General features: G+C 72.3%; 19 protein-coding genes. 12 read left to right on the forward strand and 7 right to left on the reverse strand.

The window, feature by feature from the left end; genetic code table 11:
* Positions 1-84: 84 nt before the first annotated feature.
* Both NJ376_RS17720 and NJ376_RS17725 read right to left on the reverse strand, forming a co-directional pair.
* On the reverse strand, positions 85-885 hold the full coding sequence (locus NJ376_RS17720; RefSeq protein ID WP_252954612.1) for an SDR family NAD(P)-dependent oxidoreductase: 801 nt from the start codon (positions 883-885) through the stop codon (positions 85-87).
* 46 nt (positions 886-931) lie between these two features.
* Positions 932-1912: a Bug family tripartite tricarboxylate transporter substrate binding protein gene (locus NJ376_RS17725; RefSeq protein WP_252954613.1), complete on the reverse strand. Its 981-nt coding sequence runs from the start codon at positions 1910-1912 to the stop codon at positions 932-934.
* A gap of 185 nt (positions 1913-2097) precedes the next feature.
* On the opposite strand from NJ376_RS17725, the gene NJ376_RS29385 reads away from it, so the two are divergent.
* Genes NJ376_RS29385 through NJ376_RS17745 form a run of 4 tightly spaced genes read left to right on the forward strand, consistent with a single transcriptional unit; the run spans position 2098 to position 5386 of the window.
* Positions 2098-2760: an IclR family transcriptional regulator gene (locus NJ376_RS29385; RefSeq protein ID WP_370288402.1), complete on the forward strand. Its 663-nt coding sequence runs from the start codon at positions 2098-2100 to the stop codon at positions 2758-2760.
* 18 nt (positions 2761-2778) lie between these two features.
* Positions 2779-3345 (forward strand): carboxymuconolactone decarboxylase family protein, encoded by a 567-nt coding sequence (locus NJ376_RS17735; protein WP_252954615.1) that lies wholly within the window; start codon positions 2779-2781, stop codon positions 3343-3345.
* Positions 3342-4385: an amidohydrolase family protein gene (locus tag NJ376_RS17740; protein WP_252954616.1), complete on the forward strand. Its 1044-nt coding sequence runs from the start codon at positions 3342-3344 to the stop codon at positions 4383-4385. The genes NJ376_RS17735 and NJ376_RS17740 overlap by 4 nt, the downstream gene beginning before the upstream one ends.
* Before the next feature lie 32 nt (positions 4386-4417).
* Complete coding sequence (locus NJ376_RS17745; protein WP_252954617.1) at positions 4418-5386, forward strand: Bug family tripartite tricarboxylate transporter substrate binding protein; 969 nt, start codon at positions 4418-4420, stop codon at positions 5384-5386.
* Positions 5387-5784: 398 nt separating this feature from the next.
* On the opposite strand, the gene NJ376_RS17750 is transcribed toward NJ376_RS17745, so the two are convergent.
* The gene (locus NJ376_RS17750) at positions 5785-6144 is read right to left on the reverse strand and encodes an HPF/RaiA family ribosome-associated protein (protein WP_252954618.1); all 360 of its coding nucleotides are present in this window, start codon (positions 6142-6144) and stop codon (positions 5785-5787) included.
* A gap of 523 nt (positions 6145-6667) precedes the next feature.
* On the opposite strand from NJ376_RS17750, the gene NJ376_RS17755 reads away from it, so the two are divergent.
* On the forward strand, positions 6668-10039 hold the full coding sequence (locus NJ376_RS17755) for a DEAD/DEAH box helicase (protein ID WP_252954619.1): 3372 nt from the start codon (positions 6668-6670) through the stop codon (positions 10037-10039).
* Positions 10040-10055: 16 nt separating this feature from the next.
* Here NJ376_RS17755 and NJ376_RS17760 read toward each other — a convergent pair whose 3' ends face one another.
* Positions 10056-11834, reverse strand: a complete 1779-nt coding sequence (locus NJ376_RS17760; protein ID WP_252954620.1) for an SLC13 family permease — start codon at positions 11832-11834, stop codon at positions 10056-10058.
* Between the two features lie 559 nt (positions 11835-12393).
* Between NJ376_RS17760 and NJ376_RS17765 the strand changes: the two genes are divergently transcribed.
* A complete protein-coding gene (locus NJ376_RS17765; RefSeq protein ID WP_252954621.1) occupies positions 12394-12960 on the forward strand; it encodes a D-glycero-alpha-D-manno-heptose-1,7-bisphosphate 7-phosphatase in 567 nt (188 codons plus the stop codon).
* 422 nt (positions 12961-13382) lie between these two features.
* Here the strand turns inward: NJ376_RS17765 and NJ376_RS17770 are convergent, their stop codons facing one another.
* Positions 13383-13583 (reverse strand): hypothetical protein, encoded by a 201-nt coding sequence (locus tag NJ376_RS17770; protein WP_252954622.1) that lies wholly within the window; start codon positions 13581-13583, stop codon positions 13383-13385.
* Here NJ376_RS17770 and NJ376_RS17775 point away from each other — a divergent pair.
* Both NJ376_RS17775 and NJ376_RS17780 read left to right on the forward strand, forming a co-directional pair.
* Complete coding sequence (locus NJ376_RS17775) at positions 13582-14454, forward strand: alpha/beta fold hydrolase (RefSeq protein WP_252954623.1); 873 nt, start codon at positions 13582-13584, stop codon at positions 14452-14454. The two genes, NJ376_RS17770 and NJ376_RS17775, sit on opposite strands and share 2 nt — an antisense overlap.
* Positions 14455-14695: 241 nt before the next feature.
* Positions 14696-15475, forward strand: coding sequence for a polysaccharide deacetylase family protein (locus NJ376_RS17780; RefSeq protein WP_252954624.1), 780 nt, complete (start codon positions 14696-14698; stop codon positions 15473-15475).
* Here the strand turns inward: NJ376_RS17780 and NJ376_RS17785 are convergent.
* Entirely contained in the window at positions 15423-16223 is an 801-nt protein-coding gene (locus NJ376_RS17785) for a glycosyltransferase family 2 protein (RefSeq protein WP_252954625.1), read from the reverse strand. The two genes, NJ376_RS17780 and NJ376_RS17785, sit on opposite strands and share 53 nt — an antisense overlap.
* A complete protein-coding gene (locus NJ376_RS17790; RefSeq protein ID WP_252954626.1) occupies positions 16223-17062 on the reverse strand; it encodes a lysophospholipid acyltransferase family protein in 840 nt (279 codons plus the stop codon). The genes NJ376_RS17785 and NJ376_RS17790 overlap by 1 nt, the downstream gene beginning before the upstream one ends.
* Positions 17063-17147: 85 nt before the next feature.
* Between NJ376_RS17790 and NJ376_RS17795 the strand changes: the two genes are divergently transcribed.
* From NJ376_RS17795 to NJ376_RS17810, 4 genes are all read left to right on the forward strand, one after another.
* Positions 17148-17930 carry a class I SAM-dependent methyltransferase gene (locus NJ376_RS17795; protein WP_252954627.1) on the forward strand — a complete coding sequence of 261 codons (783 nt, stop codon included), beginning with the start codon at positions 17148-17150 and terminating at the stop codon, positions 17928-17930.
* 99 nt (positions 17931-18029) lie between these two features.
* Positions 18030-18713, forward strand: coding sequence for a methyltransferase domain-containing protein (locus NJ376_RS17800; protein ID WP_252954628.1), 684 nt, complete (start codon positions 18030-18032; stop codon positions 18711-18713).
* Positions 18710-19570 (forward strand): MipA/OmpV family protein, encoded by an 861-nt coding sequence (locus NJ376_RS17805; protein WP_252954629.1) that lies wholly within the window; start codon positions 18710-18712, stop codon positions 19568-19570. The genes NJ376_RS17800 and NJ376_RS17805 overlap by 4 nt, the downstream gene beginning before the upstream one ends.
* Before the next feature lie 108 nt (positions 19571-19678).
* The gene (locus tag NJ376_RS17810; protein WP_252954630.1) at positions 19679-19993 is read left to right on the forward strand and encodes a phosphopantetheine-binding protein; all 315 of its coding nucleotides are present in this window, start codon (positions 19679-19681) and stop codon (positions 19991-19993) included.
* Position 19994: the final 1 nt, after the last annotated feature.

Consider the following 19994-nt stretch of genomic DNA (forward strand, 5'->3'; position numbering starts at 1 on the left):
AGGATGCCGTCGCTCTCGGCGCGCGGGTATGCGCCAGGTGCAGCCAGGGCCAACCGCGCTGATCTGCCCCTACGCCGTGGCGGCCTACCCGCAGCGGACGGACATGCCGCCATCCACCACCAGCTCCGTGCCGGTGACGAAGCGCGCCTCGTCGGAGGCGAGGAACAGCACGGCATTGGCGGTGTCTCGCCCGTCGCCCGCGAAGCCCAGCGGAATGCGCGACAGGCGCTGCTTCACCAGCGCTTCCACATCGCCGCCGGCGCGCTGGCCGGCCAGGCGGACCTCGACCATCGGGGTGTGCATCTGCCCTGGCACCACCGGGTTCACCCGGATGCCCTTCGGCGCGTATTGCACCGCGACGACGCGCGAGAGCTGGATCACCCCGGCCTTGGACGCCGCATAGGCCACCTGCGCCGCGCCGGTCCCGCGGATGCCGGAGGTCGAGGCGAGGTTCACCACTGCGCCGCTCCCCTGCCTCTCCATCACCGGCAACACGTGCTTGAGGGCGAGGAAGACGCTCTTGAGGTTGGTGTCGATCTGCAGGTCCCAGACCTCCTCGGCCATTTCCACCGGACCGCCGGCGGCCGAGCCGCCGACATTGTTCACCAGCACGTCGATCCGGCCATGGCGTGCGACGACGTCGGCGACCAGCCGGGCGATGGCGGCGCTGTCGGTCACGTCGAGCACCGCCGTCTCGAAGCGGCCGCCCTCGGCGGCGATCCGCTCGGCCGTCTCCGCCATGCTTTCCGGCACGCGGTCCACGCCGATCACCGTCGCCCCTTCGCGCGCCAGCCCGACGGCGATGGCGCGGCCATTGCCCCAGCCGGGGCCGACGCAACCGGCGCCGCTGACGATGGCGATCCTGCCTGCAAAGCGCTGCGGCATGCTTCTGCTCTCCATGGATGTCGATGCCTGGCGCTCGGCCGCGCCGTCAGTCGAGGACGATGCCCGCGGCCTGCGCCACGCGCCGCCAGCGCGCGATCTCGGCCCGCTGGAAGGCGGCGTACTCCTCAGGTGTGCCGCCGGCGATGGTGTAGCCGCCCGCCTGGAGGGAATCGGCCACGGCGGGTTCGCGCAGGATGGCGGTGATCTCGGCGGCGATCCGCTCGCAGAGCGCGGGCGGGGTTGCGGCTGGCGCCATCACCGCCTGCCAGGAACTCACCTCGAAGTTGGGCAGTCCGGCCTCGGCCGCCGTCGGCACCTCCGGCAGCAGCGGGCTGCGGTGGGCAGCGGTCACCAGCAGCGCGCGCAGCCGGCCATCGCGCACCGGGCCGATGACGGAGCCGAGCCCCTGGAAGGAGATCTGCACCGTTCCGGCCAACTGGTCCATCACCGCCGTGGCGCCGCCGCGCGAGGGCAGATGCGTCGCCTCGGTTCCCGTCATCTGGGTGAAAAGCTCCATCGTCAGATGCGGCGAGGAGCCGATGCCGCTGGTGGCGTGGAAGACGCCGCGCGGCCGCGCCTTCATCCAGGCGACCAGTTCCGCCAGGTCGCGCACCGGCGCGACCCCCGGGTTCACCACCAGGACGTTCGGCGTGGTGACGGCCAGCGTCACCGGCGCGAAGTCGGTCAGCGGGTCGTAGCCCGGGTTGCGGTACAGCACGGGATTCAGCGCGAAGACGCCGATCGAGCCGACCAGCATCGTATGGCCGTCGGGCGTGGCGCGCGCCAGCAGCCGCGCCGCGAGCTGCCCGTTCGCGCCGGGGCCGTTCTCCACCACCACGGGCTGCCCGCTGCGTTCCGACAGCCTGGTGCTGAAGGCCCGCGCCGCGATGTCCGAGGCACCGCCGGGCGCGAAGGGGACCAGCAGCGTCACCGGGCGAGCGGGCCAAGCCGGCTGCGCCAGGGCCGGCGCGGCCAGCCCGAACCCGGCCGCCAGGCCCAGCGCATGGCGACGCGTGACGTGATGCATGACGACGCTCCCGGCCCTTCTGCCCAGTCAGCGGGTATCACCCGATATCCATCCTGTGCAAGTGACTTCCATCCTACGGAAGAGAAGGCTATAACGGCGGCGTGACGAGGAAACCGACCGATCCGACGAGGCCGGCAGCCGGCCCGCGGCGCGAGGCCGCGGACGCCGAGGGCAATGTGCGCGCCGTGGATCGGGCGTTGGCCATCCTGCAGTCCTTCGAGGAGGGCGACGCGGCCCTGCCGCTGGTCGAGATCGCCCGTCGCGCCGGGCTGCACCTGACCACCGCGCTCCGGCTGCTCGGCACGCTGGAAAGCCACGGCTTCGTGCAGCGCGGCGCGGCCGGCGGCTATGCTCTCGGGCCGCAATTGCTGGCACTGGGCGAGCGTTTCCGCCGCAGCCTGCGGCTGGAGGACCAGGTGATGCCGGCGCTGGACCGGCTGCGCAGCGAGAGCCGGGAAAGCGCCGCCTTCTTCGTGCGCGAGGGCGAGCAGCGCCGCTGCCTGTTCCGCCAGGAAAGCCCGCAGCCGGTGCGCACCGTGGCGCAGGTGGGGGATGTGGCGCCGCTCGGCATCGGCGCCTATGGCCGCGCGCTGGTCGCTCTGGAGGCCGAGCCGCGCCCGCGCCTGCCCATCGTCAGCCATGGCGAGCGCCTGCCGGAAGTCGTGGCCATCGCCGCCCCGGTGCTGAACGGGCGCGGCGCCGTCGCGGGAGCCATCGGCATCACCATGCCGCGCTATCGCTTCGACCCGGCGGCCGAGGCGCGCTGCCTGCCGCTCGTCCTGCGCGAGGCCGCCGCCCTGACCCGCGCCCTTGGCGGCGACCCCAGCCCGATCCTGGCCCTGGCCTGAACCGAGGAGGACCTCCCCATGCCTCGCCTTGACCTGCCGCCCGAGGCGGCGATGACGCCGGAGCAGCGGGCCGCCTGCGCCGAGGCGGTCGCCGGCATCCGGGGCCGCGTGCCGGCGCCGATGATCGCCTGGATCCGGAACCCCGAGCTGGCCACCCGGGCGCAGAAGCTGGGTGAGTTGCTGCGCTACCAGACCTCGCTGGAGCCGCGCCTGTCGGAACTCGCCATCCTGGTCTGCGCCCGGCACTGGACCTCGCACCATGAATGGACGGCGCACAAGCGCGAGGCGCTGAAGGCCGGCCTCGATCCCGAGATCATCGCCGCCATCGCCGCGCGCCGGAGGCCGGCGCTGGGCGATGCGCGGGAGCAGGCGGTGTACGACGTCGCCAGCACCCTGCTGGCCAGCGGCCGCGTGCAGCGGCCGCTCTACGAGCAGGGCCTCGCCGCGCTGGGCGAGCGCGGCATGGTCGAGCTGGTGGGCATCCTCGGCTATTACTGCCTGGTCGCGCTGACGCTGAACGCCTTCGAGCTCGGCCTGCCCGGCAGCCTCGCCCCGGAACTCGAGGATCCGGAGGCCGGCGCATGAGCACCCCGGCGCATCAGCACCAGATCCCGGTGCGCGAGGACTGGCTGGCCACCACGCGGGAAGAGGTGCTGGAGCCGGGCCAGCCGATCATCGACCCGCATCATCACCTGTGGGACCAGCCGGGCTGGCGCTACCTGCTCGACGAGCTGCTGGCCGATCTGCGCAGCGGCCATGACGTGCGGGCCACCGTCTACATCCAGTCCTCGCGCTCCATGCTGCGCGCCGAGGGGCCGGCGGCGATGCGGGCCGTGGGCGAGACCGAATTCGCCAATGGTGTCGCGGCGATGTGCGCCAGCGGCCAATACGGCAAGGTGCAGGCCTGCGCCGGCATCGTCGGCGCCGCCGACCTCCGGCTGGGGGATGCGGTGCGCCCGGTGCTGGAGGCGCATCTCCGGGCCGGCGGCGACCGCTTCCGCGGCATCCGCCACATCGCCACCTGGGACCCCGACCCGGCGATGCTGAACCCGGCCTACCAGCCGGCCGAGGATATGCTGGACAGCCCGGGCTTCCGCGCCGGCTTCGCCCATCTCGCCGAGCTCGGCCTCAGCTACGACGCCTGGCTCTACTTCCACCAGATCCCGCGCCTGGTGGCGCTGGCCCGCGCCTTCCCGCAGGTGCCGATCGTGCTCGACCATTGCGGCGGCATCCTCGGCATCGGTCGCTATGCCGGGAAGCGGGACGAGGTCTTCGCCGCCTGGTCGGCCAATATGCAGGAATTGGCCGGCTGCCCGAACGTGATGGTCAAGCTCGGCGGCCTCGGCATGCGGCTGCCGGGCTTCGGCTTCGAGGCGCGCGACCGCGCGCCCTCCTCGCTCGAACTGGCGGAGGCCTGGCGCCCCTGGATGGAGCGCTGCATCGAAACCTTCGGCGCGGCCCGCTGCATGTTCGAGAGCAACTTCCCGGTGGACAAGGGCGGCTACGCCTACGCCGTCGGCTGGAACGCCATGAAGCGCATCGCCGCCTCGGCCAGCGCCGAGGAGAAGACCGACCTGTTCTGGCGCAGCGCCGCCCGTTTCTACCGCCTGCCCGGCCTCGCCTGAGCTGCACCCCCAAGAGCCTTGAGAACATGCCGATGAAAAAGCGCCAATTCCTGACCGCGCTGCTGGGCGCGCCCTTCATCCTGCCGGCCCGTGCCGATGAAGCCTTCCCGACCCGCCCGCTGCGCTTCGTGGTGCCCTTCGCCGCCGGCGGGCCGAGCGACATCGTCGCCCGCATCCTGGCCCCGCATATGAGCGCAACGCTCGGCCAGCCGGTGGTCATCGAGAACCGCGCCGGCGGCGGTGGCATGACCGGGGTGGACGTGGTGGCGAAGGCCGCGCCGGATGGCTACACCTTCGGCATCGGCAGCGCCGGGGCGCTGGCCATCGCGCCGAAGCTCGGTCGCGGCACGCCCTATGATCCGCTCCGGGACCTGGTGCCCGTCACCCTCGGCGTGCTGGTGCCGGAGCCGCTGGTGGTGCCCGCCACCTCCCCCTACCGCACGCTGCAGGCGCTGATCGCGGATGCGAAGGCGCGGCCCGGGGCGCTGAATTTCGGCACCACCGGCAACGGCTCCATGCCGCATCTGGCGGGCGAGCAGTTCCGCGCCGCGGCCGGGCTGGACCTCGTGCAGATCGCCTACAATTCCGGCGGCCAGCTCGCCACCGCCATCCTGCGCAACGAGGTGCAGCTCGGCTTCGCCGACCTGCCGGTGCTGATCCCGCAGATCCAGGCCGGCGCCATGCGGGCGCTGGCGGTGGGGACGAAGGAGCGGCTGTCCTGGATCCCGGATGTGCCGACCTTCGCCGAGCTCGGCCTGCCGGCGGTGGATGCCAGCAATTGGCATGGGCTCGTCGCCTCGGCGCGCATGCCCGCCGGGCCGCTCGCCGCCCTCCGCCGGGCCGCCATCGCCGCCCTGCAGGACGAGGAGGTGCGCCGGCGCCTGCATGAGCAGGGCGCCATCCCCGGCGGCAACAGCCCCGAGGAATTCGGCGCCTTCATGCGCAGCGAATTGGAGAAGTGGGGCGAAGTCATCCGCCGCAACAACATCCAGCCGGACTGATAGCCGGCTCGGAAAATCCTCACTTTCCGGGCTGGATATCGCGTGCAGGGTTGGTGTGGCGGCTGCGCGCCAAAATCGAGGGCATACCGGCCGCGCGCCCGTAGACCGGCATCGGTCCGCATTTCGCGCGGCCGCTGTGAGAGGCTGCGGGCGGCTGCGAGGCCGGCCGCCCGGAGGCAGGAGCCGCCCTCCAGCCACGGACGGCCCCGCTTCGGCTGCCGTCGTGGCACCTTCAGCCCCTCGCGCCGCCAGATGCGCCGGCATCGGCAAAGCCCAGCAGCCAGGGCGCGGCCACCGGCAACAGGCCCGTCAGGCCGCCGCTCACGCCGCGGATGCGGATGGAATGACGCGCGCCTCGCTCCTCCCCATCGGCACGGCACGGCCGGGGGCGGGGCTGGCTACTGCGGGTCCTCCTTGTCGGGGTTCACCGGCTTGTCCTCGCGCAGCGCACGCTTGCGCCGGCGAAGCTGCTTGCTGACATGTTCCAAGGCCTGGTTGAAGGCGATCGGCGCCTCGGATGCCGCGGCGGACCCTTCGAAGAACAGGTCGCGCCCGGCATGCACCCGTACCGAGCAGGAGAAGCCGCCCTGGCCGGTGCGGGCAAAGCGGGCGGTCATGTCCTCCGCACCCAGATACTTGGCGGTGGTGGCAAGCAGCTTTTCGGTCACGTGCTGCCGCAGCGCATCGCCGACATCCATCTGATGGCCATGGATGGCGATGGTGGGGGTGTCGGGCCTGGCGTCGTCGGAAGGTGACATCTAGAACGACCTCGCTGACTGCGGCAGACAGTGGCGCCGCTGCGCGATCGAACGCCGTCGCCCGGGCCACGTTGCCACCTGCGGCCATGCCTGCGGCGTTCGCCCGGCCAGCGCGGACGGGATCCTGGCCGCATGGCCACCGGACGCGCAGGGCCTGCGCCCGCGGCGACGCCCCCGGCGGCAAGGGCGCTGCAACCAGGAAGCTTCCGCGAGGTTGCCGGCGCCGACGAACCGAGGGCACCAGGCGCAGCGGCTGCAAGCTGTATCATCTCCGCGCCAATCCGGGCTCTCATTGTCGCGGCGGCGCTGAACCGCCGGGGCGTCCCGGCGCTTCGGTCACCACCCCGGCCAGCGCGGAGCCAGATGTCCAGCAACACCGCCGCCACTGCCTGCCACTGCACTTCCGGAATTGCTCCGCAAGGCATCGCCCGACAGGCGCGACCCAGACGCCCCGCGGGCGTGACGCTGTCGCAACCAGGCATCGCGTCCTCCCATCCTGCCCACCAGCCGGCCGGCCTCGCCCGTGGCCTCGGCTGAGCCGGCGCGGGGCCGCTCCGCGGCGCCCCGCCCGAAGCTGGAGGCCGAGCCGGAAGGGCTGCTGGCCGCCCGCCTCGTCGAATGCGCCCTGGCCCAGGGCGCGGCCGGCACGCTGTTCGTCGCTCGCAGCGAGGGGCGTGCCGCGCGCCTGCACCGCGCCATTCGTGCCCTGGCGCCGGCCGGGCTGGAGGTGCTGCTGCTGCCCGGCTGGGACTGCCTGCCCTATGACCGCGTCTCGCCCTCCCGCGCCGCGATGGGCGCGCGCAGGAGGGCGGCGGCGCGCGCCGGCAGCGCCGGGCCGCGCCTGCTGATCGGCTCGGCCGAGGCGCTGGCGCAGCGCCTGCCGCGTCCCGATGCCGCGGCCGCGCTGCGGCTCGAGGCTGGCGGCGCGCTGGACCCGGAGGCGCTGCGCCGCGAACTGCTCCGCCGCGGCTACGCGCTGGACGACCAGGTGGACGAGCCGGGCGAGGCGGCATTCCATGGCAGCGTCATCGACATCATCCCGCCGGGCACCGAGGGCGATCCCGCCTGGCGCCTGCGGCATGAGGAAGGCCGCCTCCTCGGCATCCATCGCTTCGACCCGCGCAGCCAGCGCAGCCTGGAGGAGGAGGTTGCGGCGCTGGTCGTCGGCCCTGCCTCGGAGCTGGTGCTGCCGGCGGAGGATGCGCGGGTGGCGGCCTGGCCGCCCGGCCTGGAACACGCGCTGCCCGCCTTCGACCAGGCATTGATCACGCTGCCGGAGCTGATGCCGGAGGCGGCGGTGATCCTCGACGATGGCGCCGAGGCCGCGCTGGAGCGGCGCTGGGCGGAGCTGGGCGAGGCCTTCCGCACCCGCCTCGCCCTGCGCCCGGCCCCGCCGGAGGCCGGCCCCGCGCCAGAGGAGACGGAGACGCCCGCCCCGGCACCGGAGGCGCTGCCCATCCTGCCGCCGGAGGCCCTCTACCTCTCCCCCGAGGCCTGGGCGGCCGCGCTCGGCGGGCGGCAGAAGCAGCAGGTGGCGGCGGCGGCCGAGGCGGCGGTCGCGCCGCCCCCGCGCTTCGCGACGCTGGAGGAGCCGGAGGCGGCGCTGCGCGACTATGCCGAGGCGCAGCTTGGCCAGGGGCGCCGGCTGGCCATCGCCGGCCCGGCCGGACCCGGCCTGCGGCGGCTGGTCCGGCGCCTCGGCACGGCGCTGGGCCATACGCCGCAGCAGGTGGCGGATTGGCCGGCGCTGCGCGGCCTGCCGCCGGGCAGCCTCGCCTGGCTGGAGGCGCCGGCCGACCTGCCCGGCTTCGCCGCGCCGGAGGCCGTGCTGGTCCCGCTCTTGGCCATCCGCCCGGGCGGCCTGCCGCGCCCGGTCGGGGGTGGCGCCGCGACGCCGCTGGCCGCCGCCATCCTGCAGCCGGGCGACGCCGTGATCCATGAGGAGCACGGGCTCGGCGCGCTGCGGGGGGTGGAGCCGGTGGATACCGGCACGGGGCAGCTCGACTGCCTGCGGCTGGGCTATGCCGATGCCACGCAATTCGTCCCCTTCGACGAGCTGGACCGGCTGTGGCGCTACGGCGCGGAAGCGGCGGGGCTCAGCCTGGACCGGCTGGGCGGCGAGGCCTGGCCGAAGCGCCGCGCAGCGGCCGAGGCGGCCGTCGCCGAGAGCGCCCGCGCCCTGCTGGAGATGGTTCGGGCCCGGGAGGCGGCGCAGGCTCCTGCCCTGATCCCGCCGCCCGGTCCCTTCGCCCGTTTCGCCGCCCGCTTCCCCCATGAGCTGACCGACGATCAGGCAACCGCCGCCGCGGTGCTGCAGGACCTCGCCAGCGGGCGGCCGATGGACCGGCTGGTCTGCGGCGATGTCGGCTTCGGCAAGACCGAGGTGGCGCTGCGCGCCGCCGCCGCGGCGGCGCTGGCCGGGCATCAGGTGGCGCTGCTGGCGCCGACCACCGTGCTGGTACGCCAGCATCTGGAAAGCTTCCGCCGCCGCTTCGAGGGCCTCGGCATCCGCATCGAGGCGCTGTCGCGGCTGACACCGCCGGCCGAGGCACGCGCCATCCGCGCCGCGATCGCCAGAGGCGAGGTGCGGATCGCCATCGGCACCCAGGCGCTGGCGGCCAAATCCGTGCGCTTCAAGGACCTCGCCCTGCTCATCATCGACGAGGAGCAGCGCTTCGGGGCGCGGCAGAAGGCGCAGCTGCAGGGGCTGCGGGCGGGTGGGGGGCTGCATGTCCTGACCCTGACCGCCACCCCCATCCCGCGCACCCTGCAGGCGGCGCTGGTCGGGCTGCGGGAGCTCAGCGTCATCGCCACCCCGCCGGCGCGGCGCCAGCCGGTGCGGACCATGCGCGCGCCGCTGGAGGATGCGCTGCTGGCCCAGGCCCTGCGGCGGGAGGCGCGGCGCGGCGGGCAGAGCTTCGTGGTCTGCCCGCGCATCGAGGACATCGCCCCGATGCGCGACCGCATCGCCGCCCTGGTGCCGGAGCTTTCGCTGATCGAGGCGCATGGCGGCCTGCCGCCCACGGAGGTGGATGAGGCGATGCTGCGCTTCGCCGAGGGCGAGGCCGATGTGCTGGTTTCGACCAATATCGTCGAATCCGGCCTCGACGTGCCGCGCGCCAACACCATGCTGGTCTGGCGTGCCGACCGCTTCGGCCTGGCGCAGCTCCACCAGCTTCGCGGCCGGGTCGGGCGCGGCAGGCTGCGCGGCGCGATCTACCTGCTGACCGACCCGGCGGTGCGGCTGCCGGCCGCGACCGAGCGGCGGCTGCGCACGCTGGAGACGCTGGACCGGGTCGGCGCCGGCTTCGCCATCAGCGCCCGCGACCTCGACCTGCGCGGCGCCGGCGACCTGCTGGGGGAGGAGCAGGCGGGCCATCTGAAGCTGGTCGGCATCGAGCTCTATCGTCATCTGATGGAGCGCGCCCTTGCCATGGCGCGCGGCGAGCCCCCGCCCGAGGCCAGCGGCACGAGCCTTGCCCTGGGCGTGGATGCCTTCGTCCCGCCCGGGCATGTGCCGGAGGAGGCGCAGCGGGTGGAGGTGCATGCCCGGCTCGGCGCGCTGCTGCGGGCGCGGGACCTCGCCGGGGTGGAGGCGCTGGAGGATGAGCTGGAGGACCGCTTCGGCCCGGCACCGGAGCCGCTGCGCAACCTCCTCGCCCTGGCGCGGATCGCGGCGCGCTGCCGCCGCCTCGGCATCGCCCGGATCGAGGTCGGCCCGAGCGCCGCGGCGGCGACGCCGCATGCGGCATGGGCCGAGCCGCCGCCGGGGCTCGAGCTCCGCAACGGCCGCCTGCTGCTGCGGCGGGAGAGCGCCGATGCGGCGGAGCGCCTGGCGGCGGCGGAGGCGCTGCTGGCGGCGCTGGCGCCGGCGCGGCGGCAGCGGGCGGCGTGATGCCGGCGGGGCCGGCCTACTTCGCCAGGGGCCAGACCAGCGCGATCATCGGCACGCCGACCGCCAGCACGATGGCCGAGAGCGGCAGGCCGAGCCGCCAGTAATCGCCGAAGCGGTAGCCACCCGGCCCCATCACCAGGGTGTTGCACTGGTGCCCGATCGGGGTGAGGAAGTCGCAGGCCGCCCCTACCGCCACCGCCATCAGGAAGGCATCGGGGCTGAGGTCCAGCCGCTGCGCCAGGCTGCCGGCGATCGGCCCCAGCATCAGGACCGTGGCGGCGTTGTTGAGGAAGGGCGTCACCGCCATCGCCACCACCATGATCAGGCCGAGCGCCCCGAGCGGCGGCAGGTGATCCATCGCGCCGGACAGCCAGCCGGCGATCAGCTCCGTGCCGCCGGTGGTGTGGATCGCTTCCGAGACCGGGATCAGCGCGCCGAGCAGGATGACGACCGGCCAGTCCACGGCCTGGTAGGCCTCCTGCGGCGTCAGGGTGCGCAGCAGCAGCATCGCCACCGCGGCGGCGAAGAAGACGACCCCTACCGGGGCCAGATGCAGCGCCACCGCCGCCATCGCCAGGCCGAGCACGATCGCCGGCAGCCAACTCCGCCGGCTGCGGCCGAGCGGGATGCCGCGCTCCGTCAGGGGCAGGATGCGCAGCGCCGCCAGCGTATCCGGCAGCCGGGAGGCCTCGCCCTTCAGGATGACGACGTCGCCGCGCCGCAGCCGCAACTCCTTCAGCCGCTCGCGTATCCGCTTGCCGCGGCGGCTGACCGCCAGCAGGCTGATCCCGAAGCGCGCCGCCAGCGCGGCGCCGGAGGGCGTGGCGCCGGCCAGCGGCGATTCCGCGGTGATCACGCCCTCGACCACCGTCTTCTCGTCTTCCGGCACGTCCTCGGCCGTGGATTTCTCCCCCACCAGGGTGAGCCTGGCGCGGGCCAGCAGGGATTCCAGATCCTCCGGCTCGCCTTCCAGGATCAGCAGGTCGCCCTCGCGCAGCGCCCAGTCATCGGGCGGCGCGTCGCGGCGCAGCCCCTCGCGCAGGAGGGTGGCGACGGTGACCCGGTCCTCGCACAGCGCCTGCAGCGCGCCGACCGTCGCCCCGGCCAGCGGGCTGTCCGGGGCGATGCGCGCCTCGGTCATATAGGCCTCGATGGCGATGGCGCCCTGCGGGGCGGATTTGCCCCGCCGCCCGGCGGCCAGCAGACGCCAGCCGAAGCCGAGGAAGAGCAGCCCCGCCAGCGCGACCGCCGCGCCGACCGGCGTGTAGTCGAACATGCCGAAGGGCTGACCCGTGACCTGTTCCCGCACGCGGGAGACGATGATGTTGGGCGAGGTGCCGATCATCGTCACCAGCCCGCCGAGCAGGGAGGCGAAGGCCATCGGCATCAGCAGCACGCCCGGCGGCGTGCCGGTGCGGCGGGCGAGCTGCAGCGCCACCGGCAGGAAGATCGCCAGCGCGCCGATATTCTTCGTGAAGACCGAGGCGAGCATCACCGCCGCCACCAGCACCGGCACCTGGGTGCGGCGCGAGCGGAGATGCGGCAGCAGCGGGCGCATCGCCGTCTCCACCGCGCCGGAACGGGCGACGGCGGCGCTGACCACCAGCGCGGCGGTGACGATGACGACGATGTCGTCGCTGAAGCCGGTGAAGGCCTTCTGCATCGGCACGATGCCGGCCAGGAGCCCGGCCAGCAGCGCCAGCATGGCCACCAGGTCGTAGGGCAGGCGGCCCCACAGGAACAGCGCAACGGTGGCGCCCAGGATGCCGAAGGCGAGGGCCTGGTCGAGAGTCATGCGAGGGGGAGGGGCATCGGATATCCTGGGCCGGGACAGCAGCAAGCGCGGCGGGCGCCCGGGGGTTGCGGCACGGGCGGACGCCGGGGCGGGAAACTCTCCGGCTCGGCCCGAGCCGCTTCAGGCGGGAAGAGGTGCCCTGCCCCGGGCACGACCACAAAGCCCGGCTGCGGCGGCAAGCAGCACCGTGATCCCTGGCGGCTGCTTCAGTCGCAACCTGCCTGTTCCCCGCCCCCCTCGGGCGCTGGCCGGCGGGATGGCGGTGCCGCAGCCAGGCGAAGGCTGGGCAGGTCATCGGCGCGGGCCGGTCCAGGCTGCCCCCGAAGTAGCCGGCCCGGTTCCTGCCTGAGTGGCTATTGGCCCCTGCACCTCCGGGAAAGCCTGCCATAAGGTCTTGCCCTGGATGCAACATGCCGGCCGTACCGATGATAAGATCGCGACAAAGCAGCACGGATCGTTCGCTCCGTGGAGCGGAGCGGACGGAGGCGACCTTTCTCGACATCGGCACGCCTGAGGATTTCGGCCGCGCGCAGGCGCTCATCCCGGCCTGGGCAGCCTTATGAGCGGAAGGCCCGCCCTGTTCCTCGACCGTGACGGGGTGGTCAACCACGACTCCGGCTACACCCACAGCATCGCCAATTTCGTCTTCCGCGACGGCATCTTCGATCTCTGCGCCACCGCGCAGGCCCGCGGCATGGCGTTGGTCGTCGTGACCAACCAGGCCGGCATCGGCCGCGGCTACTACACCGAGGCCGATTTCCGCGAGCTGACGGCCTGGATGCTCGCCCGGTTTGCGGAGCACGGCATCGACATCGCGGGCGTCGAGCACTGTCCGCATCACCCGACGCACGGCATCGGCGCCTACCGCCGGGAATGCGCCCGCCGCAAGCCGGGGCCGGGCATGATCCTGGATGCCAGCGCGGCGCATGGCCTCGATCCCGCGCGCTCCGTCATGGTGGGGGACAAGGCGTCGGACATGCAGGCCGCGCAGGCCGCCGGCGTGGCCACGTGCATCCTGCTGACGGACTCGGTGGAGGAAGCTGCGGCCGCGCCGCACGGCACGCTGGTGCTGCCCGACGGTGCGCTGCGCGAGGCCGCGGCGGTCATTGCCGCATTGCCGAAATGAGGCCTCCGCGATGCGCACCATGCCGTCACGCGCCATCGGCGGCAGCCCGCCTGCAAGGCGTCAGGGGCCGGGCCCCCGGTCCCGTAGAAGGATAACGCCAAGGACCGCCCGGGGCGGGAGCTGGGCGTGGGCAAGGACGCGCCGCGGCCGCCCCTCGGGTATCGGGGCGGCGCTGCCCCCCGTGTGCGGGGAAGCGGCCCTTGCCTGACCCTGCCATGAGGCAACCGTGGCCGGGAGCGCGCGGGAGGCGTCGGCCCGAGCCTTGCGGCTGTCCCGGTAATGCAGAAGGATTGTCCGCCAGAGCCTCCGCCAACCCCTGAAGAGCCGCCTTGATCCAGGCCCCCTCCTCTCCTCCGGGCTCACGAAGCAAGGAATGGGAAAGAGCAATCGCTGCAGGTTGCGCCACCCCATGAAAGCCATATTCATGACGTGCGCAGTACCAGCCGCATCGGGCGGTTCAGATCCTCTGCCTTCCGAGACCAGACAGCAATGAACAGGGCGGCGCCGACCCGGCGAAGTGCATTATCCGCCGCGTTGCTCTTTCTCTCAGGGTGCTCTCCGGTATTGATCTCCGCCGGACCAGATATAGCAATACCGGAACTGAATGGCAGCTCCTTCATCATGCCGGACGGAGCCAGGCTGCCATTCAAGGCGTGGATACCGGAAGAGCAGGCGAAGGCCGTCATAGTCGCCATTCACGGATTCGGGGATTATTCGAAGAATGCCTTCGAGATTCCTTCCCCTCTGTTCCTGTCCAGGGATGTTGCGATTTATGCGTATGACCAGAGAGGATTTGGCGCCGGCCCCGACCGTGGGTATTGGCACGACAGCAAGACGATTGCGGGTGACGCGATCAACGTCGTAAGAATAATCAAGGAAAGCCACCCCAGTACGCCGATTTTCCTGTTGGGCGAAAGCATGGGGGCGGCCGTGGCGCTGCTTGCTGCCGAACAGCCAGGGGCGTCGCTCGTCCAGGGCTACATATTGATGGCCCCCGGGATCCGGGGCCGCGCCACCATGAGCGGCTTTGCCAAGTGGCTGCTGGAAGTCGTCGCCCACAGCATCCCGATCGTCGGTTTCCGCGGCTCGGCCCCCGGCTTCTCCCCCACCGACAATGAAGACGCGATGCGCCGATGGTCGTCGGATCCCCTGACGACCAAGGAGTTCCGGGTCGATGCCGTCTATGGGCTGGTCAACCTGATGGATGCCGCGCTCGCAGCGGCGCGCAATTTCCGCGGCCGCGTGCTGGTCCTGTATGGCGGCCATGACCGGATCGTCCCGGCCTCCGCCGTGCGCAGCTTCCTGCGGGTATTGCCGGCGACGCGCATCAGGCGCTTTGGATTTTATCCTTCCGGCTATCACCTCCTGCTGCGCGATCGGCAGCGGAGCGTGGTGGCCAACGACATCGTGGAATGGATATTCTCGCCGGATCGCCCACTGCCATCCGGCGCCGAGCAGGCTGGCCTGGAATGGCTGCGGCAAGGCGGCGACTGAGCCACGCTGCCAATCCAACCGCCACAGATATGACTTGAGGCGAGCGGCAGATTAAGCCACCTGCGGTCACGCGGCCGCTGAGGCAGCAAGCTGGATAGGTGGTCCCAGGTGCCGATGGTGCCTCCGGCATCGGGCCGCCTGGGCTGACGGAACGGGAAGGATGCCAGGAGGCAGCAACCAAGATCGGCAGCCGGAGGCCGCCTCCTTCGCGGCCCTGAAAGCCTGGTCGCCATCGCCGGTCATGCGCGCGTCGCTCTGGCTGCATGGCACGGCCGCGCTCGGCGTCGCCGTGCAGCCGCACCTCTGGCCCTTCGGGCTGGCTCTGCTCGCCGGCAACCATGCGCTGCTCGCGGCCTTCATGCACCCTTGCAGCGCGCAGCTCGGCCCGAACCTCGTGCGGCTGCCTCCCGCGATGGCCCGGTCCGTCGCCATCACCTTCGATGATGGCCCGGACCCGGAGGTCACGCCGCGCGTCCTCGACATGCTGGAGGCCCAGGGGGCGACGGCAAGCTTCTTCGTCATCGGCGCGAAAGCCGCCCGCCACGGGGCGTTGCTGCGCGAGATGCAGCGGCGCGGGCACAGCATCGAGAACCACACCTACGGTCATCGGAACAGCTTCGCCTGCCTTGGCCCATGGGCGCTGCGGCGGGAGATCCGCCGGGCCCAGCAGGTCATCGCCGACGCAATCGGCATCGCGCCCCGCTTCTTCCGGGCGCCGATGGGCCTGCGCAGCCCGCTGCTCGACCCGGTCCTGGCGATGGAAGGCCTGCGCTTGGTGTCATGGACGCGGCGTGGCTATGACGGGCGCCCGGATCCCCCGCACAAGGTCCTGGAAAGGCTGACGCGCCGCCTGGCCGGCGGGGACATCCTCCTGCTGCATGACAGCGCGCCGCCGGGCCTGCCGTCCCGCGATGCGGCGGTCCTGCAGGTCCTGCCGAGGCTGCTCGACCGCTGCGCCGCCGAGGGCCTCAGGGTTGAGTCCCTAGCCGCGATCCCGCCCGCATCCGCGGCCCGCGCCTGAGCCGCCGAGCCAGGAGCATGGGCAGCCGGGCCACCATGCCGAGGACCAGGCGGGTATGCATCCAGGTCAGCAGGAGGTTGTCCCGCCCGTAGTTGAAATGCGAGACGCCGCCCTCCTCGGCGCGCAGGTAGCGGACAGGCGCGGGAAGGTTGACCAGCTTCAGGCCGGCCCAGGCGAGCCGGACCGCCGCCTCGGGGTCGAAATCGAAGCGGCGCATCCAGTGGCCGCGCTGCATGACCCGCAGCAGCGGGGCGATCGGATAGACGCGGAAGCCGAACAGCGAATCCCCGATGCCGGCGCCGAGCGTCTCGAGATTGGCCCACCAATTGGAGATGCGGCGGCCGCGCACCCGCAGCTGCGGCGCCTCCGGGCCGAAGACCGGCCGGCCGAGGATGAGCGCCGCCGGCTCGGCGGCCGCGGCGGCCATGAAGCTGCCGATCGCCTCGGCCGGGTGCTGGCCGTCCGCATCCATGACCAGCGCATGGGTGAAGCCGGCCGCCGCGGCCTCGCGCAGCCCGGCCAGCACGGCGGCGCCCTTGCCGCCATTGGCCGGCAGGCGGATCAGGCGGAACTCAGGATCGTCCCGCATCGCCTCGGCGAGCAGCGCGTCGCTCCCATCGGTGCTGCCATCGATCACCACCCAGACCGGCGCCCAGGCGCGGCGCGCGCCGCGTACCGTCTCCAGCAGGATGGCGCCGGTGTTGTAGCTGGGGATCAGCACCAGGCCGCGGATCTCGGCGGCTGCCATCAGGCGGCCTGCCGTCGCGGCGCCGCGGCGGGCTGGATGGCCCGCCAGGCCGGCGGCCAGCAGCCGGGCAATTCGGCGCGGTAGTGCTGCTCCAGCCGGGCGACGCAATCGTCGGTCGAGGCGCCGACGGTGAACCGCTCGCCCAGCCGCACCCGGAACACCAGCGGCAGCACCGGGCGGCGGAGCAGCGGCCAGCCCTTCGCGAGGTAGGGGCTGTCGGCCTCGATGAGCACCGCCTGGACCGGCGCGCCGGCGGCCTTGGCCATGACGGCGAAGCTGCGGTGGAGATGGCCGACCGGCGGCGTCGTGGTGCGCGAGCCTTCGGGGAAGATCAGCAGCTGGTTGCCGGCCTGCACGGCCTGCGCCGCCCGGCGCATCATCGGCAGCGGCGCATCGTTCGGCATGTAGCCGGCCAGCCGGATGCCGCCGCCCAGCGCCCAATTGTCCCAGAGCGCCGCCTTGGTGATGCAGACGATGCCCGGCAGCCGCGACAGGATGAGCACGGCATCGAGCATGGTCGGGTGATTGGGCACGAGCACGATCCCGGCATCGCCGCGCAGCCGGTCCAGCTCACGCAAATCGACATGCAATACGCCGGTGAAGCGCATCACCCCGATGAGCCAGCGGAAGCCGAGCATGATGACGAAGCGGCCGAGCGGCTCGCCCAGCCGCCGCGGCATGAGGCGGTACAACAGCGCCGCCACCAGGCTCCATCCGAAGCAGCTCACGCCCCAGGTCAGCAGGCACAGGTAGAAGGCAAAGCAGAAATAGGCCGACCTTAGCCGTGAGATGGGCCGGTGTGCTGCCTGCGGGTCCGCCATTCCCTGGGGTTCGACCATGTCAGCATCACGCTGCCGTCCTTGGGCAGGAAGGCTATCGGATGGTAGTGGGTCGGTCCAGCCTTCATGGGGGGAGGGGACAGGCATGTCGACATCAGGGCGTTCCGCCACGGCGGAGGTGACCGACCCACGCGCTCCCGCTCCGCCGCACGCACCGCTGCTGGACTACTACGCGACGCCGGAGGAGCATTCCGGCTTCGTTCGCGCCACCTTCAACCGCACCGCCAAATCCTATGACCGCATCAATGCGGTCTTCGCGCTCGGCTCCGGGCGCTGGTACCGGCGGCGGGCGCTGCAACGCGGCGGGTTGCGGCCAGGGGCGCGCTACCTGGACATGGCCATTGGCACTGGCATGGTTGCACGGGAAGCCGCCGCCATCCTCGGCGATACCTCCGGCATGACGGGGCTCGACCTGAGCGAGGGCATGATGGCGGTGGCCCGGCAGTCGCTGCCGATCCCCATGGTGCAGGCCCGGGCGGAGGAACTTCCCTTCGCCGATGCCAGCTTCGACTTCATCAGCATGGGCTATGCCCTGCGCCATGTGAACGATTTGGGGCGGCTGTTCGCCCAGCAGCGGCGCGTGCTGCGGCCCGGCGGTCGGCTGCTGCTGCTCGAGATCGCGCCGCCCGCGAGCCGGCTGGGCCAGAAGCTGGCGAAGGCCTATCTGGGCGGCGTCGTGCCGCTGCTGAGCCGCCTGGCCGGAAGCGGCAGCGACACCCTGATGCGCTATTGCTGGGACACCATCGAGGGCTGCGTGCCGCCGCGCGACATCCTGTGGCACTTGCAGCAAGCCGGCCTGATCAACGTTCATTGCAGCGTTGAAATAGGCATCATGCGCGCCTATTCGGCACAGCGTCCGCTCTCCTAGAGCAGATCGCCGTAGGGCGGCATCGCCGCCCGAAGGCGCGAATCTGCTCTCCAAACAGAGGCGTAAGCCTCGCGCTGCCCGCCGCCCCGGAGCCTGTCCTTGTCCGCAACCGCCACGGCGCTTCCGCCCCCCGACCTTCCCGGGCTGACGAGGAAGGTCGTCGCCCGCTACCGGGACGCGTCGAAGTTCTCGCGGCACTTCGTGCGCGGCAAGCTGCTGACCGACCCCGCGACGCCTTTCGTCCTGCGGCTGGCCGCGGCCAGCGGCGGCTTCGGCGAGGTGACGGATCTCGGCTGCGGGCGCGGCCAGATCGGGCTGTCCCTGCTCACCGCCGGGCTGGCGACGCGGGTCCAGGGCCTCGACCTCGACCCCGGCAAGGTCGCCGATGCCGCGCGCGCCGCCGCCGGGCTGCCTGCCGGCTTTGCTGTCGCCGATCTCTGCCAAGCCGCGGTGCCGGCCGCCGATACGGTGGTCATCTTCGACGTGCTGCTGCAGCTTCCCGTCGCGGCGCAGCGCAGCCTGCTGGCGCGGATGGCGGCGGCGGCGCGGCGCCGCATCGTGATCCGCGCCTTCGACCCGGAGCGCGGCTGGCGGAGCGGCGTCGGCGTCGTCATGGAAAGGCTGGGGTGCCTGGTCCGGCGTGACGGCTCGTCCTTCGCGCCCCTGCCGCTCGCCGAGCTCGCCGGGCCGCTGCGGGTGGCGGGCTTCGCCGTGACGGTCTCGCCCTGCTGGGGCTGGACGCCGCTGCCCAATGTCATGCTGGTGGCGGAGCGCGCGCCATGAGGCGGCTGGCCGCCGTCTCCGCCCTGCTCCTCCCGCTCGCCGGCCCGGCCTGGGCCCAGCAGCAGACGCGCGATCCCCAGCGGCCGCTGCTGGAAGCCGGGGTCTTCCTGGGTGGCGGGCTGCTGCCGGACTACCCGGCCGCCAGCCATGCAGAGTGGCGCGGCCTGGCGCTGCCCTGGTTCATCTATCGCGGCGAGGTGCTGCGCGCCGATGACCGCGGCCTGCGCGGGCGCTTCTTCCGCTCGGGCGACCTGGAGCTGACGGTGAACGCCAATGGCGCGCTCGGCAGCCGGGCCAATGACAGCAGCGCCCGCCGCGGCATGCCCGATATCGACCCGCTCGGCGAGATCGGCCCCGCCCTGCGCTGGGTGGCGTGGCGAGGGGCGGCGAATACCGGCCGGCTGGTGCTGGAGGTGCCGGTGCGGGCCGCCTTCTCCACGGATTTCAGCCGCATCCGCTATCGCGGAATCGTCCTCGCGCCGGAGCTTGCCTATGAGGGGTTGGGCTGGGGCCTGGCCGGCTCCCGCGCCCGGATCGGCATCGGGCCGGTCTTCGCCTCGGGCGGGCTGATGGATTACTGGTACCGGGTGAAGCCATCCGATGCCCGGCCCGGGCGCCCGGCCTATGACGCCGAGGGCGGCTATCTGGGGATGCGGCTGCAATTCTCCTACCGCGTCCCTGTGACAAAATCCATCACATTGACCGCGGGCGGCAGGCTGGAGAATTTCTCGGGTGCCACGAATGCCGGCAGCCCGCTGTTCCGGTCGAATTTCAACGCAAGCCTGATCGCCGGCGTATCCTTCGCGCTTTACCAAAGTCCCGAGATGGTCGCCTCCGATGCTTCACCTTTTGATTAAGTACCTTGCTTGCCGAGGGCTCGGGCGCTCTGCTACGCAGCCGACGAAGAATTTGGCCGAAAGCCTTGGTTGGCAGGCATGAGCCGCCCGGAGGAAAGAGGACAGCGGATGTCGATCGAGGGTTTCACGACGGCAGCGGAAACCGTCGCTCCGGCTTCTTCCCCCAATATCGACCTCGAACGTGACTTGGCGCGGCTGATCGTCACTGCCCTGTCACTGGAAACCCCGGCCGAGGAGATCGAGCCGGAGGCGCCGCTCTTCGGCGAAGGGCTGGGCCTCGATTCCATCGACGCGCTGGAATTGTCGCTGGCCATCGGCAAGGCCTATGGCGTGCAGCTGCGCTCCGACGACGAGCGCAACCACCGGATCTTCGCCTCGCTGCGCAGCCTTGCCGGCCATATCGCAAGGCACCGGACGCCCTGAC

The sequence above is a fragment of the Siccirubricoccus soli genome, assembly GCF_024178315.1.
GTDB classification, from domain to species: Bacteria; Pseudomonadota; Alphaproteobacteria; order Acetobacterales; family Acetobacteraceae; genus Siccirubricoccus; species Siccirubricoccus soli.

Bases quoted from the DNA above. Each gene is read 5' to 3' on its own strand.
- NJ376_RS17720 (WP_252954612.1), bottom strand. From the start codon at position 885: ATGCCGCAGCGCTTTGCAGGCAGGATCGCCATCGTCAGCGGCGCCGGT.
- NJ376_RS17725 (WP_252954613.1), bottom strand. From the start codon at position 1,912: ATGCATCACGTCACGCGTCGCCATGCGCTGGGCCTGGCGGCCGGGTTC.
- NJ376_RS17735 (WP_252954615.1), top strand. From the start codon at position 2,779: ATGCCTCGCCTTGACCTGCCGCCCGAGGCGGCGATGACGCCGGAGCAG.
- NJ376_RS17740 (WP_252954616.1), top strand. From the start codon at position 3,342: ATGAGCACCCCGGCGCATCAGCACCAGATCCCGGTGCGCGAGGACTGG.
- NJ376_RS17745 (WP_252954617.1), top strand. From the start codon at position 4,418: ATGAAAAAGCGCCAATTCCTGACCGCGCTGCTGGGCGCGCCCTTCATC.
- NJ376_RS17750 (WP_252954618.1), bottom strand. From the start codon at position 6,144: ATGTCACCTTCCGACGACGCCAGGCCCGACACCCCCACCATCGCCATC.
- NJ376_RS17760 (WP_252954620.1), bottom strand. From the start codon at position 11,834: ATGACTCTCGACCAGGCCCTCGCCTTCGGCATCCTGGGCGCCACCGTT.
- NJ376_RS17765 (WP_252954621.1), top strand. From the start codon at position 12,394: ATGAGCGGAAGGCCCGCCCTGTTCCTCGACCGTGACGGGGTGGTCAAC.
- NJ376_RS17775 (WP_252954623.1), top strand. From the start codon at position 13,582: ATGCCGGACGGAGCCAGGCTGCCATTCAAGGCGTGGATACCGGAAGAG.
- NJ376_RS17770 (WP_252954622.1), bottom strand. From the start codon at position 13,583: ATGATGAAGGAGCTGCCATTCAGTTCCGGTATTGCTATATCTGGTCCG.
- NJ376_RS17780 (WP_252954624.1), top strand. From the start codon at position 14,696: ATGCGCGCGTCGCTCTGGCTGCATGGCACGGCCGCGCTCGGCGTCGCC.
- NJ376_RS17785 (WP_252954625.1), bottom strand. From the start codon at position 16,223: ATGGCAGCCGCCGAGATCCGCGGCCTGGTGCTGATCCCCAGCTACAAC.
- NJ376_RS17790 (WP_252954626.1), bottom strand. From the start codon at position 17,062: ATGGTCGAACCCCAGGGAATGGCGGACCCGCAGGCAGCACACCGGCCC.
- NJ376_RS17795 (WP_252954627.1), top strand. From the start codon at position 17,148: ATGTCGACATCAGGGCGTTCCGCCACGGCGGAGGTGACCGACCCACGC.
- NJ376_RS17805 (WP_252954629.1), top strand. From the start codon at position 18,710: ATGAGGCGGCTGGCCGCCGTCTCCGCCCTGCTCCTCCCGCTCGCCGGC.
- NJ376_RS17810 (WP_252954630.1), top strand. From the start codon at position 19,679: ATGTCGATCGAGGGTTTCACGACGGCAGCGGAAACCGTCGCTCCGGCT.